This window comes from Bacillus tequilensis (genome assembly GCF_012225885.1).
GTDB lineage: Bacteria > Bacillota > Bacilli > Bacillales > Bacillaceae > Bacillus > Bacillus tequilensis.
Genome location: NZ_CP048852.1, coordinates 2,390,448 through 2,407,274, shown reverse-complemented (window position 1 = coordinate 2,407,274; position 16,827 = coordinate 2,390,448). Strand labels below are relative to the sequence as shown.

The window sequence follows — 16,827 nt, the reverse complement described above, 5'->3', positions numbered from 1 at the left end:
GGCTGGCAGATGAGTTTTTTAACTGAATGGCTTACCACCATCGTGTTGTTTATCCTATTTGCAATTGTGATCGATATGCTGCTGCCGAGCTCCAGCATGCAAAAGTACGCAAAAATGGTAGTCAGCCTGCTCTTGATTGTCGTCATGCTCACTCCGATTTTTAAGCTTTTCAATACAGACCCCGAAGTCATCTTTGAATACCTCACAAAAAACGGGCAGTCAGAGTCTGCCGATATAAAAAATCAAGTCAATTCAAAAAAAATAGAAATACAAGCTTCCCAGCGCGCATATATTTTAGAAGAAATGGCTGTCCAATTAAAACAGAAAGCGGAGGAGAGATTCAGTCATGATGAATACAAAGTAGGCCGCATCAAACTGATGGCGGGAGAAAAGGTAGATTCAGAAGAGGATATTAAAACAATCAGCGTGTACATGGCCCCGTCTTCTGAAGAAACAGTCCAAACGGTCGCGCCGGTCAACATTGATACAGATCACGCATACGTAACGAAAGAAGCAGCAGAACAAAAAGAAGCCAAACAAATCCAGTCGCAGCTTGCGGACATTTGGGAAATCGGAAGTGAGAAAATTACGGTTCATATGGAAGGCGGGGAGAGTGTCGGCAATGAATAAAAACGGATTATGGAATGTATTGAAAAAGCAGTTTCTCCCGGGGCAAACGAAGGACGGTGAAAAGCCGAAGCTGACCAAATATCATTACTTTCTGTTCGTTTTTGTTCTCGGAGTTTCCTTTATGCTTGTCAGCCAGCTGTTTTCTTCACCTGAGAAAACAGAAAGCGCCAAAACGATAACGGCCGTATCATCACAAGATGCCGCAGACGGCAAAGAGAAAACAGCCGAAGTGTTTAAAGCCTCTAAATCTGATAAACCTAAAGACTCGATCGATGACTATGAAAAAGAATACGAAAATCAGCTGAAAGAAATTCTTGAAACCATCATAGGTGTAGAGGATGTTTCGGTTGTCGTGAATGTTGACGCAACGTCGCTGAAAGTATACGAAAAAAACAAATCAAACAAAAATACAACCACTGAAGAAACAGACAAAGAAGGCGGAACCAGAAGTGTTACTGACCAGACATCAGAAGAGGAAATCGTCATGATCAAAAACGGCGATAAAGAAACACCCGTCGTCGTCCAAACGAAAAAGCCTGATATACGCGGTGTACTCGTTGTTGCTCAAGGAGTGGACAACGTTCAAATAAAACAAACCATTATTGAAGCGGTGACACGGGTCCTGGATGTTCCAAGCCACCGGGTTGCGGTTGCCCCTAAAAAAATAAAGGAGGATTCATAAATGCTCAAAAAACAAACCGTTTGGCTATTAACAATGCTCAGTCTTGTCGTGGTGTTAAGCGTCTACTATATCATGTCGCCGGAAAGCAAAAATACCGTGCAAATGCAAAGTGAAAAAAGCGCATCTGACTCAGGAGAGGTCGCAACTGAAAAAGCGCCTGTTAAACAAGACACGAAGGAAAAAAGCGGTACAGAAACTGAAAAAGGAAAAGAAGATGGAACAAAGGGCACGAAAGATTCATCAGCAGATAAGGAAACCTCCGCTGAAGCCAATGAAAAAGGAACTGTTGTAACAGAAACAGCCGACGATGATCTGTTTACGACATACCGCCTTGATTTAGAAGATGCCAGAAGCAAAGAAAGAGAAGAGCTGAACGCCATTGTGTCAAGCGATGACGCAACAGCAAAAGAAAAGAGCGCAGCATATGATAAAATGACGGCTCTCAGTGAAGTGGAAGGAACAGAAAAACAGCTGGAAACCCTTATTAAAACACAAGGCTACGAAGACGCGCTTGTTAATGCTGAAGGAGATAAAATCAACATTACAGTCAAATCAGACAAACACTCCAAATCGAAAGCGACAGCTATTATAGACCTTGTGGCAAAAGAAATTAAAACAATGAAAGACGTCGCTGTTACATTTGAGCCGTCTAAGTAAATAAGAGAAAAACACGCCCGCTTAAGCAGCGGGCTTTTGGCGTGACAATGATATTAGAGTTGAATTCAAAAGTCCGCTCCTGTAAGATAAACATAGTATGTACTTTTAGTAGTAACCTATAAAAAAGAAATTTCATACATAGGAGTGCGATTGAATGTTAAATATGAAAGAAATCCACGAGCTGATAAAAGCAATTGATGAGTCTACAATTGACGAATTCGTATATGAAAATGAAGGTGTATCCTTAAAACTGAAAAAACATGAAGCAGGAACTGTTCAAGTCATGCAGCAGGCACCTGCTGCACCTGTACAGGCACAGGCTCCGCAGGCGGTTCAGCAGCAAGCAGCGCCTGCACCTGCTCAAGAAGCACCGAAGCAAGATGAGAATTTGCATAAAATCACTTCACCAATGGTAGGGACGTTTTATGCATCTTCATCACCGGAAGCAGGCCCGTATGTAACAGCCGGTTCAAAAGTAAATGAAAACACAGTTGTCTGCATTGTAGAAGCGATGAAGCTTTTCAACGAAATCGAAGCCGAAGTAAAAGGTGAAATTGTTGAAGTATTAGCAGAAAACGGCCAGCTGGTTGAATACGGACAACCTCTATTTCTTGTGAAAGCAGAGTAAGGAGACTTAACATGATTAAAAAGCTATTGATCGCCAACCGAGGAGAAATTGCTGTCAGAATCATCAGAGCCTGCAAAGAGCTCGGAATTGAGACTGTCGCTGTTTATTCAGAAGCTGATAAAGATGCCCTTCATGTTCAAATGGCCGATGAAGCTTTTTGTATTGGACCGAAAGCATCAAAAGACAGCTATTTAAACGTTACTAATATTGTGAGTGTTGCGAAACTGACAGGCACGGACGCTATTCATCCGGGATATGGATTTTTAGCTGAAAATGCCGATTTCGCTGAATTATGTGAAGAAGTTAACGTCATATTTGTCGGTCCGAGTGCTGACGCCATTTCAAAAATGGGAACAAAAGATGTTGCGCGGGAAACGATGAAGCAGGCTGGCGTGCCAATCGTGCCGGGATCACAAGGAATTATAGAAAATGTGGAAGAAGCGGTTTCGCTTGCTAATGAAATTGGGTATCCTGTTATTATAAAAGCCACTGCAGGCGGAGGCGGAAAAGGGATCAGGGTTGCCCGCACTGAAGAGGAACTGATTAACGGCATTAAGATTACACAGCAGGAAGCCGCAACAGCATTCGGCAATCCAGGTGTATACATCGAAAAATACATAGAAGATTTTCGCCATGTTGAGATCCAGGTGCTTGCCGATAACTACGGAAATACCATTCATTTAGGGGAACGCGACTGCTCGATTCAAAGACGCCTGCAAAAGCTTTTGGAAGAATCGCCATCTCCTGCCCTTGATTCAGAAATCCGGGAGCAGATGGGAGATGCAGCGGTAAAGGCTGCAAAAGCGGTTGGCTATACAGGTGCTGGAACAGTTGAATTTATTTATGACTACAATGAACAGCGCTATTACTTCATGGAAATGAACACGAGAATCCAGGTAGAGCACCCAGTCACAGAAATGGTAACGGGAACTGATTTGATTAAGGAACAAATCAAAGTGGCATCGGGAATGGAACTGAGCCTCAAGCAAGAAGATGTTGAATTTGAAGGCTGGGCTATCGAATGCCGAATTAACGCAGAAAATCCAAGTAAAAATTTTATGCCGTCACCTGGTGAAATTAAAATGTACCTGCCTCCTGGCGGTCTTGGCGTCCGTATTGATTCAGCTGTGTACCCGGGCTATTCCATTCCACCGTATTACGACAGCATGATTGCAAAAGTAATCACATACGGAAAAACGCGGGAGGAAGCGATTTCCCGCATGAAGCGCGCGTTAAGCGAATTCGTCATCGAAGGCGTTGAGACGACAATCCCGTTCCACTTAAAACTGCTTGAACACGAAACATTTGTGAGCGGAGAGTTTAATACGAAATTTTTAGAAACATATGATGTAATGGGCTCATAATTTTTATGGAGGTGAATTGAATGAAAGACAATAGCTTGCTTAAAATGGATCAAGAAGATACGCATTTGGGTAAGGTTGAGATTGCACCGGAAGTCATTGAAGTTATTTCCGGCATTGCAGCCTCTGAAGTTGACGGTGTTGCCGAAATGCGAGGAAACTTTGCGACAGGCGTCGTCGAACGCTTCGGAAAAGTGAATCATGGCAAAGGTGTCAAAGTCGACCTGGCGGATGACGGAATTACGATCGATGTTTACTGTGTCGTGTCATTCGGTGTTTCCATTCCGAAAGTTGCAGCGTCCGTTCAGGAAAACATTCGTCAAACCTTATTAAATATGACGTCTCTTGCGATTAATGAAATCAATATTCACATCGTCGGCATTCAATTTGACACAAAAGCCCAGGAAGTCCAAATCGACGAAGAAATGTAAATGGCTTAACACGAAACCAAGGGGAGGGCGGCCCTTTGGTTTTTTTACACGTTACCCTTTATTTCAAAGCATGAAGAAAGCCGGCTCAAGGCAGCCGAGTTTCTTCATGATCGTGAAATCCGAATGATCATATTAAGGTGTTTGAAAATATTCGGTAATAGGGCGGAAAACCTTGATTTCAATATGCGGATGCGAAAAAAATATGTTATGATCTCTTTGTGGCTTAACGACAAGCGGATAAAGAGGATCAAAGGAGAAAGAAAATGAAAAGAAGAACAGCAAGAGAAAAAGCTTTGCAGGCACTATTTCAAATTGATGTCAGCGATATTGCAGTGAATGAAGCCATCGAACACGCACTGGATGAAGAAAAAACAGATCCTTTCTTTGAACAGCTTGTACACGGGGTATTGGAACACCAAGTCCAGCTGGATGAAATGATCTCCAAGCATCTTGTGAATTGGAAGCTTGATCGGATTGCCAATGTTGACCGTGCGATTTTACGTTTGGCAGCATACGAAATGGCATATGCTGAAGACATTCCGGTGAATGTCTCTATGAACGAAGCAATTGAGCTGGCAAAACGGTTTGGTGATGACAAAGCGACAAAGTTTGTAAACGGGGTTCTTTCTAACATTAAATCTGATATTGAACAATCATAGGAGGAAAGAAAATGACTGCAACAATCATCGACGGAAAAGAAACGGCTAGAGAAAAACGCGAACAATTGGCAAAAGAGGTAGAAGAGCTTAAAAAGCAAGGCGTCACTCCAGGGCTTGCGGTTATTTTGATTGGAGATGATCCTGCTTCTCACTCTTACGTGCGAGGAAAGAAAAAAGCGGCTGAAACGATGGGAATGAATTTCAAGCTCGATCAATTTGACAACAGCCTCACAGAAGCTGAACTGCTTTCCATTATCGATCAGTACAATCAAGATCCTGAGTTTCACGGCATTCTCGTTCAACTTCCGCTTCCAGACCACATTTCTGAAAAAGCGGTGATTGAACGTATCTCTCCTGATAAAGATGTAGACGGTTTTCATCCATTAAACGTAGGGAAAATGCTGCTTGGCGAAGATACGTTTCTTCCTTGTACGCCTCACGGAATTGTTGAGCTTTTGAAGAAAACCAATATTGACCTTTCCGGTAAAGAAGTTGTTGTAGTCGGCCGAAGCAATATTGTCGGCAAACCTGTCGGCCAGCTTTTATTAAATGAAAACGCGACGGTTACTTACTGTCATTCAAGAACAGAAAATATGACAGAACATACGAAAAAAGCGGACATCCTGGTGGTGGCAGTCGGCAGAGCCAATTTCATCAGCGCAGACCAGATCAAAGAGGGCGCTGTTGTCATTGACGTCGGTGTGAATCGTCTGGAAAGCGGAAAGCTTTGCGGAGACGTTGAATTTGAAGGGGCGAAGGAAAAGGCATCCTTCATCACGCCGGTTCCGGGCGGAGTAGGTCCGATGACCATCACGATGCTTGCGCATAATACTGTTAAATCTGCGAAACGTACGTTATCATAGATCATTGGAGATATTCACAGGCGAAATGTTTACCAGCTGTGAATATGAGCACGATACCCGCTTCTTCAGGCTCCTATGCCAGAGCGGGTTTTCTTTAGTTATGGTGCAGGAATGCTTATGAGAGGAGTTTGAGACATGGGCGAAACAGCGTATGTTACTGTCTCAGCGCTGACAAAGTATATAAAACGAAAATTCGATGTAGATCCTCACCTTGAAAATATTTGGATTAAAGGCGAATTATCGAATGTCAAAATACACACAAGAGGCCACATTTATTTCACATTGAAAGACGAAAACGCCAGAATGCAGTCGGTGATGTTCGCGAGGCAAAGCGAGCGTCTGCCTTTTAAGCCTGAAAACGGCATGAAGGTGCTGGTCAGAGGCGGAATTTCTGTATATGAACCGAGCGGAAACTATCAGCTATATGCCAAAGAAATGCAGCCTGACGGGGTCGGAGCGCTTTATTTAGCGTATGAAGAGCTAAAAAAGAAGCTTGCCGGAGAAGGTTTATTTGACGACCGTTACAAAAAACAAATCCCCGCATTTCCAGCCACAATCGGGGTTGTGACATCTCCGACGGGTGCCGCTGTCAGAGACGTCATTACAACTCTAAAAAGAAGATATCCCCTTGTAAAAGTCATTGTTCTTCCAGCGCTCGTACAAGGCGAAAATGCGAGCAGATCTATCGTAAAGCGCATAGAAGAGGCAAATGAAAAACAGATTTGCGATGTATTAATTGTCGGGAGAGGCGGCGGTTCGATAGAAGAACTGTGGGCGTTTAATGAAGAAATTGTAGCACGCGCGATCTTTGCATCCGGCATTCCGATTATATCGGCGGTCGGGCACGAAACGGACTTTACGATCAGTGATTTTGTCGCTGATATCAGAGCCGCAACACCGACAGGAGCAGCTGAGATTGCTGTACCGCATACCACTGATTTAATCGAACGGACAAAAACAGCGGAAGTCAGAATGACAAGAGCGATGCAGCAGCACCTTGGCCAGAAAAAAGAACGGATTCAATCGCTGCAATCCTCGTATGCCTTTCGTTTTCCAAAACGGTTGTATGCACAAAAAGAGCAGCAGTTTGATCTTGCTTATCAGCAGTTTCAGGCACAGCTTACCGCTCTTTTAGATCGAAAAAACAGACAGCTTGAGCGTGAAACATACAGATTAGAGGCCCTTCATCCTCATGAACAGCTGAAGCAAGCAAAAACACGCTACGAAGAACAAACAAACCAGCTGAGAAAAAATATGTCCATCCAAATGAAGCAGCTGCACTCCCAATTTCAATCCGTTCTTGGCAAGCTGAATGCGTTAAGTCCTCTTCAAGTGATGGAAAGAGGATACAGCTTGGCTTATAAAGAAGACGAACTCATTAAAAGTGTCAGTCAGATAGAAGAGAAGGACCAGCTTGAGGTCAAGCTGAAGGATGGCGTTGTGACCTGTGAAGTATTAGAAAAGAGAGGGGAAGAAAAATGACAGACGTGAAAAAAAATGAAAACATGACATTTGAAGAGGCGATGAAAGGGCTTGAGAGCATTGTGTCAAAGCTTGAAGAGGGCGATGTGCCTTTAGAGCAAGCAATTAACTATTTTCAGGAAGGAATGGCTCTTTCAAAAATGTGTCACGAAAAGCTGCAAAAAGTTGAAAAGCAAATGGACTTCATTTTGAAAGAAGACGGCGAACTGGCACCTTTTAGTGTTCAGGAGGAAGACGAAGGTGACAAATAATTTAACGAGCTTTCTGGCGGAGCGGAAAGAAACGATTGAAAAACAGCTTTATGTCTATACAGAAAAGCTTGATATGCCGGACTCATTAAAAAAATCTATGCTCTATTCCCTTGAGGCTGGAGGAAAGCGGCTGCGTCCTCTCATTGTACTGGCCGTTTTAAACGCATATGGGAAAGGTGAAAAAGACGGTATACCGGTCGGATGTGCCGTTGAAATGATTCATACGTATTCGTTAATTCATGATGACCTTCCTTGTATGGATGATGACGATTTGCGCCGCGGGAAGCCGACAAACCATAAAGTGTTTGGTGAAGCGACAGCGGTATTAGCGGGTGACGGGCTTCTTACAGAAAGCTTTAAGCTGATCACCTCCCACGTGTCAGACGAGGTGTCAGCAGAGAAGCGCCTTCGGCTTGTGAATGAACTGATTTCAGCGGCAGGCACTGAAGGCATGGTTGGGGGACAAGTAGCTGATATGGAAGCGGAAAACCGTCAAGTTACGCTTGAGGAACTCGAATCCATTCATGAGCGGAAAACGGCCAAACTTCTTGGTTTTTGCGTAATCGCCGGTGCTATTTTGGCGGATGCGCCTGAGGAAGACATCGAAACGCTGCGTACCTTCAGCAGCCACATTGGAATTGGCTTTCAAATCAGAGACGACATTTTAGATCTAGAAGGCAGTGAAGAGAAAATCGGCAAGCGTGTCGGCTCGGATACAACAAACGACAAATCGACTTACCCGTCACTTCTGTCACTGGAAGGGGCCAAACATAAATTGGATGTTCATATAAAAGAGGCGAAGCGTTTGATCGGCGGGCTCTCTCTTCAAAAAGACCTTTTATATGAGCTTTGTGATTTAATTGCGGCACGAGATCATTAAAACGATCCTAATTTGAAGCGGCTGCACGAGATATGGTAAAATGTAAGCAGTTTATATGAAAAGTGAAAAGGAAAAGTGCGTTTGTCTTTTTTTATGTCTGAGATTGGCCATTGGCAGCTCGGCATACGGAAGACATGTATCATTGCAGAAATTCATGCTGAAAGTGAGTTGATCCGCTTTGGATCTTTTATCAATACAGGACCCGTCGTTTTTAAAAAACATGTCCATTGATGAATTAGAAAAATTAAGTGATGAAATCCGTCAATTTTTAATTACAACTTTATCTGCTTCCGGCGGCCACATCGGTCCAAACTTAGGTGTCGTTGAGCTTACTGTTGCATTGCATAAGGAATTTAACAGCCCGAAAGACAAATTTTTATGGGATGTAGGCCATCAATCGTATGTCCATAAGCTGCTGACAGGACGCGGAAAAGAATTTGCGACGCTTCGCCAGTACAAAGGGCTTTGCGGATTTCCAAAGCGGAGTGAAAGCGAGCATGATGTGTGGGAAACCGGACACAGCTCAACTTCTCTTTCAGGCGCGATGGGAATGGCAGCAGCTCGTGATATTAAGGGAACGGATGAATTTATTATTCCGATCATTGGGGACGGCGCGCTGACCGGCGGAATGGCGCTTGAAGCCCTGAATCATATCGGCGACGAGAAAAAAGACATGATTGTCATTCTAAATGACAATGAAATGAGTATTGCACCGAATGTGGGCGCCATTCATTCTATGCTTGGGCGGCTGCGCACTGCCGGAAAATACCAGTGGGTGAAAGATGAGCTCGAATATTTGTTTAAAAAGATTCCGGCAGTTGGAGGCAAACTTGCCGCCACGGCGGAACGTGTCAAAGACAGCCTGAAATACATGCTCGTATCCGGAATGTTTTTTGAGGAGCTTGGTTTTACGTATTTAGGCCCGGTGGACGGACATTCTTACCATGAGCTGATTGAAAATCTTCAATACGCCAAAAAAACGAAGGGCCCTGTTCTCCTGCATGTCATCACGAAAAAAGGGAAGGGGTACAAACCGGCTGAAACCGATACGATCGGTACATGGCACGGGACCGGCCCTTATAAAATTAATACCGGTGACTTTGTAAAGCCGAAAGCCGCAGCTCCATCATGGAGCGGCCTTGTCAGCGGCACTGTGCAGCGAATGGCACGCGAGGACGGACGGATTGTAGCCATTACGCCGGCTATGCCTGTCGGCTCAAAGCTTGAAAGCTTCGCGAAGGAATTCCCTGATCGCATGTTCGACGTAGGAATCGCAGAACAGCATGCCGCAACGATGGCAGCAGCTATGGCAATGCAGGGAATGAAACCATTTTTGGCGATTTATTCAACCTTCCTGCAAAGAGCGTATGACCAAGTGCTTCACGACATCTGCCGCCAAAATGCCAATGTGTTTATTGGAATAGACCGTGCAGGACTCGTAGGCGCGGACGGAGAGACACATCAAGGCGTGTTTGATATTGCGTTTATGCGCCACATTCCAAACATGGTCTTAATGATGCCGAAAGATGAAAACGAAGGACAGCATATGGTTCATACCGCACTCAGCTATGACGAAGGCCCGATTGCGATGCGTTTTCCGCGGGGAAACGGACTCGGCGTAAAAATGGATGAACAGCTCAAAACGATTCCGCTTGGGACGTGGGAAGTGCTGCGCCCGGGAAACGATGCTGTCATCTTAACATTTGGAACAACGATCGAAATGGCGCTTGAAGCTGCTGAAGAGCTGCAAAAAGAAGGCCTCTCCGTGCGCGTTGTGAATGCGCGTTTTATTAAGCCGATTGATGAAAAGATGATGAAGAGTATCCTAAAAGAAGGCTTGCCGATTTTAACGATTGAAGAAGCGGTCTTAGAAGGCGGTTTCGGAAGCTCGATTTTAGAATTTGCTCATGATCAAGGTGAATATCATACACCAATCGATAGAATGGGTATTCCCGATCGATTTATCGAACACGGAAGTGTAACGGCGCTACTTGAAGAAATTGGACTGACAAAACAGCAGACGGCAAACCGCATTAGATTAATGATGCCGCCGAAGACACACAAAGGAATTGGATCATGACGTCAAAGAAAGAACGATTAGATGTATTACTAGTAGAAAGAGGGCTGGCCGAGACGCGGGAAAAAGCCAAGAGAGCCGTTATGGCGGGGATCGTCTATTCAAACGAAAACCGCTTGGACAAGCCTGGGGAAAAGATTGACCGCGACCTTCCTTTAACGGTTAAAGGAAACCCGCTGAAATATGTAAGCAGAGGCGGTTTGAAGCTTGAAAAAGCGCTGAAGGAGTTTCCCGTCTCTGTGAAGGACAAAATCATGATTGATATTGGCTCTTCCACTGGCGGTTTTACGGACTGCGCCCTGCAAAATGGAGCGAAACAGTCATATGCAGTAGATGTAGGCTACAATCAGCTTGCATGGAAGCTCAGACAGGATGAACGGGTCGTCGTGATGGAACGGACGAACTTCCGTTATGCAACACCGGCAGACTTTACTAAGGGCATGCCGGAGTTTGCCACAATTGATGTGTCCTTTATTTCACTGCGGCTCATCCTGCCCGTTCTCAAAACATTGCTTGTACCGGACAGCGACTGCATGGCTCTTGTTAAGCCGCAGTTTGAAGCGGGACGGGAATCAGTCGGCAAAAAAGGGATTGTCAGAGACCCTAAAGTGCATGCTGATGTTCTGAAGCGAATGATCAGTTTTTCTGCGGCTGAAGGCTATATCTGCCAAGGCCTGTCATTTTCACCGATTACGGGAGGAGACGGAAATATCGAATTCCTCCTTCATTTGCATTGGCCGGGAGAAGGACAGGAAGGACAGGAGCTGTCGGAAGAAGAGATCAATCGCGTTGTTGAAGAGGCGCATAAGACGTTAAAAGAAAAAAAAGCAGATGTACCGGAATAATAGGGCGCTATTATTCCTTTTTTCTGCATTCATGTACAATTTGCAGAGAATCATATAACATAAAAGAACAGATAAGCTGGAAATAGAGGTGCTTACATGAACAAAGGCCAGAGGCATATTAAAATCAGAGAGATCATTACAAGCAATGAAATCGAAACGCAGGATGAATTGGTCGACATGCTGAAGCAGGATGGATACAAAGTAACACAAGCCACGGTTTCACGTGATATTAAAGAACTTCACCTTGTGAAAGTGCCTACGAATAACGGCTCATACAAATACAGTCTTCCGGCAGACCAGCGTTTCAACCCGCTGTCCAAGCTGAAGCGGGCATTGATGGACGCATTTGTGAAAATAGACTCAGCAAGCCATATGATTGTGCTGAAAACGATGCCAGGCAACGCTCAGGCAATCGGGGCGCTGATGGATAACCTGGACTGGGATGAAATAATGGGGACCATTTGCGGAGATGACACGATTTTAATTATTTGCCGGACTCCTGAAGATACAGACGGCGTAAAAAACAGGCTGCTTGAGCTGCTGTAAGAGAAATCTAACAAAGATAAGAGGTGTAATGCTGTTTGTTAGCTGAACTATCGATTAAAAACTTTGCCATTATTGAGGAACTGACGGTTTCTTTTGAACGAGGGCTTACGGTATTAACAGGAGAAACCGGAGCCGGCAAATCCATTATCATAGACGCCATTTCTCTTTTAGTCGGCGGCCGCGGATCGTCTGAATTTGTCAGATATGGAGAGGCGAAAGCCGAGCTTGAAGGGCTGTTTCTATTGGAGAGCGGCCATCCTGTTTTTGGTGTATGCGCTGAGCAGGGAATCGACGTTTCAGACGAAATGATTGTCATGAGAAGGGATATCAGCACGAGCGGAAAAAGTGTTTGCCGTGTGAATGGCAAGCTTGTCACGATTGCCTCGCTAAGAGAGATCGGAAGGCTTTTATTAGATATTCACGGGCAGCACGATAACCAGCTGTTAATGGAGGACGAAAATCATCTCCAGCTTTTGGACAAGTTTGCCGGAATCGAAGTGGAAAGCGCACTCCAAGCGTATCAGGAAGGGTACCAGCGGTATATGAAGCTCCTTAAAAAGCTAAAGCAGCTTTCTGAAAGCGAACAGGAAATGGCCCATCGTCTGGATCTGATTCAATTTCAGCTGGAAGAAATTGAATCGGCAAAGCTTGAGCTTAATGAAGATGAACAGCTCCAAGAAGAACGCCAGCAAATTTCAAACTTTGAGAAGATCTATGAATCGCTGCAAAATGCATATAACGCGCTGCGCAGTGAGCAGGGCGGACTGGACTGGGTCGGAATGGCATCAGCGCAGCTTGAAGATATATCTGATATTAATGAACCGCTTAAAAAACTGTCCGAAAGTGTTTCGAATTCTTACTATCTTCTGGAAGACGCTACATTTCAGATGAGAAATATGCTGGATGAGCTTGAATATGATCCGGATCGGCTGAACTATATTGAAGCTCGTCTCAATGAGATGAAACAGCTGAAGCGAAAATACGGTGCTACTGTTGAGGACATTTTAGAATATGCTTCTAAGATTGAAGAAGAGATTGACCAAATAGAAAACAGGGACAGCCATCTTCAAACTTTGAAGAAGGAGCTTGACTCAGTCGGCAAAGATGTTGCAGTGGAAGCGGCAAATGTTTCGCAAATTCGGAAAGCATGGGCAAAAAAACTGGCTGATGAAATTCATCGGGAATTAAAAAGCCTGTATATGGAAAAAACAACGTTTGATACGGAGTTTAAGGTCAGAACAGCGTCTCACAATGAGGAGGCGCCGGTTGTAAACGGCCAGCCTGTTCAGCTGTCTGAACAAGGGATTGATTTGGTGAAGTTTTTAATTTCAACCAATACAGGCGAACCATTGAAATCTCTTTCGAAAGTTGCTTCCGGAGGAGAGCTGTCACGGGTCATGCTTGCCATAAAAAGCATTTTTTCTTCTCAGCAGGACGTGACATCGATTATTTTTGATGAAGTCGATACCGGTGTAAGCGGCAGAGTCGCACAGGCAATCGCTGAGAAGATCCACAAAGTGTCAATAGGATCACAAGTGCTGTGTATTACACATTTGCCTCAGGTAGCGGCCATGGCAGATACGCATCTTTATATCGCGAAGGAATTAAAAGACGGCAGAACGACGACCCGTGTCAAGCCGCTTTCTCACCAGGAAAAGGTGGCGGAAATCGGGCGCATGATTGCCGGAGTCGAAGTGACAGACTTAACAAAACGCCATGCGAAAGAACTTTTAAAACAAGCGGATCAAGTCAAAACAACAGGGTAAGCTGCGCGGGAAGCGCAGCTTATTTTTTTCGCACACATCCATTCGTTCATCAGTATATCCAATGTTTTTCTTTATATGACAGTTATAAATAAGCCGTCGGAAGGCAAAATTAAATGATGTAGCAGCAAGTCAAAGAAGGTGTGGGATAGGAGCGAGGAGAGTGAAGTAGTGAATGCCCGATAACATCAGAAAAGCAGTAGGTTTAATTCTCCTTGTTTCGTTATTAAGTGTAGGTTTATGCAAACCGCTAAAAGAGTATTTACTGATTCCAACGCAAATGAGAGTATTTGAAACGCAAACACAAGCGATTGAAACGGGTTTATCAGTAGACGCTCATGCACAAGAATCGTCAGAAGCGTTTACAGTTAAGAAAGACCCGCATGAAATCAAGGTGACAGGCAAAAAATCAGGGAAGTCTGAATTAGTATATGATTTAGCCGGATTTCCCATTAAAAAAACAAAAGTGCAAGTTCTTCCTGATTTAAAGGTCATACCCGGCGGACAATCAATCGGTGTAAAACTTCATTCCGTCGGTGTTCTCGTCGTCGGGTTTCACCAAATCAATACAAGTGAAGGTAAGAAATCTCCGGGCGAAACGGCCGGTATTCAAGCAGGCGACATCATTATCGAGATGAATGGACAGAAAATTGAAAAAATGAATGATGTTGCCCCATTTATCCAGAAAGCCGGTAAAACTGGGGAATCGTTAGACTTGCTGATTAAACGTGAGGAACAGAAAATCAAAACAAAGCTCATTCCGGAAAAAGATGAAGCTGAAGGCAAGTACAGAATTGGTTTATACATCAGGGATTCTGCCGCTGGCATCGGCACCATGACCTTTTATGAACCAAAAACAAAAAAATACGGAGCACTTGGCCACGTGATTTCCGATATGGACACAAAGAAACCAATCGTAGTGGAGAATGGAGAAATCGTTAAATCCACTGTAACATCCATTGAAAAAGGGACAGGCGGAAATCCGGGAGAAAAACTGGCGCGATTTTCCTCAGAACGCAAAACGATCGGCGATATAAACAGAAACAGCCCATTTGGCATTTTCGGCACACTGCATCAGCCGATTCAAAACAACATTTCAGATCGAGCATTGCCGGTTGCGTTTTCTACTGAAGTCAAAAAAGGGCCTGCTGAAATTTTAACGGTCATTGATGACGACAAGGTAGAAAAATTTGATATAGAAATCGTCAGCACAACGCCGCAAAAATTCCCTGCGACAAAAGGAATGGTTTTAAAAATAACTGATCCAAGGCTGTTGAAAGAGACAGGCGGGATCGTACAGGGAATGAGCGGAAGTCCGATCATTCAAAATGGAAAAGTGATCGGCGCTGTCACCCATGTATTTGTAAATGATCCGACAAGCGGCTACGGCGTTCATATTGAATGGATGCTGTCAGAAGCGGGAATCGATATTTACGGAAAAGAAAAAGCAAGCTGACTGCCGGAATTTCCGGCAGTTTTTTTGTTTTGATCCCTCTTCACTTCTCAGAATACATACGGTAAAATATACAAAAGAAGATTTTTCGACAAATTCACGTTTCCTTGTTTGTCAAATTTCATTTTTAGTCGAAAAACAGAGAAAAACATAGAATAACAAAGATATGCCACTAATATTGGTGATAATGATTTTTTTTAGAGGGTATATAGCGGTTTTGTCGAATGTAAACATGTAGCAAGGGTGAATCCTGTTAACTACATTTGGGGAGGAAGAAACGTGGAGAAAATTAAAGTTTGTGTTGCTGATGATAATCGAGAGCTGGTAAGCCTGTTGAGTGAATATATAGAAGGACAGGAAGACATGGAAGTGATCGGTGTTGCCTATAACGGACAGGAGTGCCTGTCGTTGTTTAAAGAAAAAGATCCCGATGTGCTCGTATTAGATATTATTATGCCGCATTTAGACGGACTTGCGGTTTTAGAGAGGCTAAGGGAATCAGATCTTAAGAAACAGCCGAATGTCATTATGCTGACAGCCTTTGGGCAGGAAGATGTCACGAAAAAGGCCGTCGATTTAGGTGCGTCCTACTTTATTCTCAAACCGTTTGATATGGAAAACCTTGTCGGACATATCCGCCAGGTCAGCGGAAATGCCAGCAGTGTGACGCATCGTGCGCCATCATCCCAAAGCAGCATTATACGCAGCAGCCAGCCTGAACCAAAGAAGAAAAATCTCGATGCGAGCATCACAAGCATTATCCATGAAATCGGCGTCCCAGCACATATTAAAGGTTATCTCTATTTACGCGAAGCAATCTCAATGGTATACAATGACATCGAATTGCTCGGCAGCATTACAAAAGTCCTCTATCCAGACATTGCCAAAAAATTCAACACAACTGCAAGCCGTGTTGAAAGAGCAATCCGCCATGCGATTGAAGTGGCATGGAGCAGAGGAAACATTGACTCCATCTCCTCGTTGTTCGGGTATACCGTCAGCATGACAAAAGCTAAACCTACCAACAGTGAATTTATTGCGATGGTTGCGGATAAGCTGAGATTAGAGCATAAGGCTTCTTAAGCATGAACATATGAAGCGGTAATTAAATCAAACGTCTTTTATTTATTGGTTCGCACTGATAAATAGGAGGCGTTTTGTTTTTGCAGACATTTGCTATGATAGATGATGGAAATGAAAAAATTATTTTCCGTAAGGAGTGATGCTTGTGTTTGAAAAGTATGGATTGGTGATTGCACTATTTATTCTTGCGCTTTGCGTCAATTCGAACATCATGACAGAATCACGAATACTCGGCATGTTTATCGACTTTATCTCATTTACGGTCATGGTTTCATGTGTCCTCGCTGCTTGGAGAATCAAAACCAAACAATCAGAATCAAATTGAAACCTTCCTCCTCTAAAATCGTAAGTAAGGTGTATTTTATTTAAAGGAGACGTATGAATGAAAAAGAAAAAAACAAGAAAGCGTGATGGGCTTTTCCTAGACTTTCTTTTCGAAGCGGGTGGGGAACTCATACTTTTATTGTTTAGATGTGTACATAAATTATTTATATAAAGGGAAAAAAGACTGCCGAATCCGTTTCGGCAGTCTTTAT

At 43.9% G+C, this 16,827-nt stretch carries 18 protein-coding genes; all 18 read left to right on the top strand.

Translation table 11 applies throughout. From position 1 onward, the window contains the following. Positions 1-9 precede the first annotated feature (9 nt). Positions 10-630: a stage III sporulation protein AF gene (spoIIIAF, locus tag G4P54_RS12810; protein ID WP_167872857.1), complete on the top strand. Its 621-nt coding sequence runs from the start codon at positions 10-12 to the stop codon at positions 628-630. Beyond that, the gene (gene spoIIIAG, locus G4P54_RS12805; protein WP_024715096.1) at positions 623-1,312 is read left to right on the top strand and encodes a stage III sporulation protein AG; all 690 of its coding nucleotides are present in this window, start codon (positions 623-625) and stop codon (positions 1,310-1,312) included. The genes spoIIIAF and spoIIIAG overlap by 8 nt, the downstream gene beginning before the upstream one ends. Next, positions 1,313-1,969, top strand: a complete 657-nt coding sequence (gene spoIIIAH / locus G4P54_RS12800; protein ID WP_024715097.1) for a stage III sporulation ratchet engulfment protein SpoIIIAH — start codon at positions 1,313-1,315, stop codon at positions 1,967-1,969. A 154-nt stretch (positions 1,970-2,123) separates the two neighbouring features. Further along, positions 2,124-2,597: an acetyl-CoA carboxylase biotin carboxyl carrier protein gene (gene accB / locus G4P54_RS12795; RefSeq protein ID WP_024715098.1), complete on the top strand. Its 474-nt coding sequence runs from the start codon at positions 2,124-2,126 to the stop codon at positions 2,595-2,597. 11 nt (positions 2,598-2,608) lie between these two features. Next, positions 2,609-3,961, top strand: coding sequence for an acetyl-CoA carboxylase biotin carboxylase subunit (accC, locus tag G4P54_RS12790; protein WP_167872856.1), 1,353 nt, complete (start codon positions 2,609-2,611; stop codon positions 3,959-3,961). Between the two features lie 20 nt (positions 3,962-3,981). Then, the gene (gene yqhY / locus G4P54_RS12785) at positions 3,982-4,389 is read left to right on the top strand and encodes a fatty acid biosynthesis protein YqhY (protein ID WP_024715100.1); all 408 of its coding nucleotides are present in this window, start codon (positions 3,982-3,984) and stop codon (positions 4,387-4,389) included. 263 nt (positions 4,390-4,652) lie between these two features. Then, positions 4,653-5,048, top strand: coding sequence for a transcription antitermination factor NusB (nusB, locus tag G4P54_RS12780; RefSeq protein ID WP_003226401.1), 396 nt, complete (start codon positions 4,653-4,655; stop codon positions 5,046-5,048). 11 nt (positions 5,049-5,059) lie between these two features. Continuing rightward, positions 5,060-5,911, top strand: coding sequence for a bifunctional methylenetetrahydrofolate dehydrogenase/methenyltetrahydrofolate cyclohydrolase FolD (folD, locus tag G4P54_RS12775; protein WP_167872855.1), 852 nt, complete (start codon positions 5,060-5,062; stop codon positions 5,909-5,911). Between the two features lie 135 nt (positions 5,912-6,046). After that, complete coding sequence (gene xseA / locus G4P54_RS12770) at positions 6,047-7,393, top strand: exodeoxyribonuclease VII large subunit (RefSeq protein ID WP_167872854.1); 1,347 nt, start codon at positions 6,047-6,049, stop codon at positions 7,391-7,393. Beyond that, complete coding sequence (locus G4P54_RS12765) at positions 7,390-7,644, top strand: exodeoxyribonuclease VII small subunit (protein ID WP_003226409.1); 255 nt, start codon at positions 7,390-7,392, stop codon at positions 7,642-7,644. The genes xseA and G4P54_RS12765 overlap by 4 nt, the downstream gene beginning before the upstream one ends. After that, positions 7,634-8,524: a polyprenyl synthetase family protein gene (locus G4P54_RS12760; protein ID WP_167872853.1), complete on the top strand. Its 891-nt coding sequence runs from the start codon at positions 7,634-7,636 to the stop codon at positions 8,522-8,524. Before G4P54_RS12765 ends, G4P54_RS12760 begins: the two co-directional genes overlap by 11 nt. A 178-nt stretch (positions 8,525-8,702) precedes the next feature. Then, on the top strand, positions 8,703-10,604 hold the full coding sequence (dxs, locus tag G4P54_RS12755; RefSeq protein ID WP_167872852.1) for a 1-deoxy-D-xylulose-5-phosphate synthase: 1,902 nt from the start codon (positions 8,703-8,705) through the stop codon (positions 10,602-10,604). Then, complete coding sequence (locus G4P54_RS12750; RefSeq protein ID WP_024715104.1) at positions 10,601-11,446, top strand: TlyA family RNA methyltransferase; 846 nt, start codon at positions 10,601-10,603, stop codon at positions 11,444-11,446. The genes dxs and G4P54_RS12750 overlap by 4 nt, the downstream gene beginning before the upstream one ends. A 96-nt stretch (positions 11,447-11,542) precedes the next feature. Continuing rightward, positions 11,543-11,992, top strand: a complete 450-nt coding sequence (gene argR, locus G4P54_RS12745; RefSeq protein ID WP_014114358.1) for an arginine repressor ArgR — start codon at positions 11,543-11,545, stop codon at positions 11,990-11,992. Between the two features lie 35 nt (positions 11,993-12,027). Continuing rightward, complete coding sequence (gene recN / locus G4P54_RS12740) at positions 12,028-13,758, top strand: DNA repair protein RecN (RefSeq protein WP_167872851.1); 1,731 nt, start codon at positions 12,028-12,030, stop codon at positions 13,756-13,758. Positions 13,759-13,930: 172 nt separating this feature from the next. Beyond that, entirely contained in the window at positions 13,931-15,211 is a 1,281-nt protein-coding gene (gene spoIVB / locus G4P54_RS12735; RefSeq protein WP_167872850.1) for a SpoIVB peptidase, read from the top strand. A gap of 276 nt (positions 15,212-15,487) precedes the next feature. Next, complete coding sequence (gene spo0A, locus G4P54_RS12730) at positions 15,488-16,291, top strand: sporulation transcription factor Spo0A (RefSeq protein ID WP_003226427.1); 804 nt, start codon at positions 15,488-15,490, stop codon at positions 16,289-16,291. A gap of 145 nt (positions 16,292-16,436) precedes the next feature. Further along, complete coding sequence (locus G4P54_RS12725) at positions 16,437-16,616, top strand: hypothetical protein (RefSeq protein WP_024715107.1); 180 nt, start codon at positions 16,437-16,439, stop codon at positions 16,614-16,616. Positions 16,617-16,827: the final 211 nt, after the last annotated feature.

What these genes read in the sequence shown, in the direction of transcription:
- xseA (WP_167872854.1), top strand. Translation starts at nt 6,047, where the DNA reads ATGGGCGAAACAGCGTATGTTACTGTCTCAGCGCTGACAAAGTATATA.
- G4P54_RS12765 (WP_003226409.1), top strand. Translation starts at nt 7,390, where the DNA reads ATGACAGACGTGAAAAAAAATGAAAACATGACATTTGAAGAGGCGATG.
- spoIVB (WP_167872850.1), top strand. Translation starts at nt 13,931, where the DNA reads ATGCCCGATAACATCAGAAAAGCAGTAGGTTTAATTCTCCTTGTTTCG.
- spoIIIAF (WP_167872857.1), top strand. Translation starts at nt 10, where the DNA reads ATGAGTTTTTTAACTGAATGGCTTACCACCATCGTGTTGTTTATCCTA.
- argR (WP_014114358.1), top strand. Translation starts at nt 11,543, where the DNA reads ATGAACAAAGGCCAGAGGCATATTAAAATCAGAGAGATCATTACAAGC.
- accB (WP_024715098.1), top strand. Translation starts at nt 2,124, where the DNA reads ATGTTAAATATGAAAGAAATCCACGAGCTGATAAAAGCAATTGATGAG.
- spoIIIAH (WP_024715097.1), top strand. Translation starts at nt 1,313, where the DNA reads ATGCTCAAAAAACAAACCGTTTGGCTATTAACAATGCTCAGTCTTGTC.
- spoIIIAG (WP_024715096.1), top strand. Translation starts at nt 623, where the DNA reads ATGAATAAAAACGGATTATGGAATGTATTGAAAAAGCAGTTTCTCCCG.
- folD (WP_167872855.1), top strand. Translation starts at nt 5,060, where the DNA reads ATGACTGCAACAATCATCGACGGAAAAGAAACGGCTAGAGAAAAACGC.
- yqhY (WP_024715100.1), top strand. Translation starts at nt 3,982, where the DNA reads ATGAAAGACAATAGCTTGCTTAAAATGGATCAAGAAGATACGCATTTG.
- accC (WP_167872856.1), top strand. Translation starts at nt 2,609, where the DNA reads ATGATTAAAAAGCTATTGATCGCCAACCGAGGAGAAATTGCTGTCAGA.
- nusB (WP_003226401.1), top strand. Translation starts at nt 4,653, where the DNA reads ATGAAAAGAAGAACAGCAAGAGAAAAAGCTTTGCAGGCACTATTTCAA.
- G4P54_RS12750 (WP_024715104.1), top strand. Translation starts at nt 10,601, where the DNA reads ATGACGTCAAAGAAAGAACGATTAGATGTATTACTAGTAGAAAGAGGG.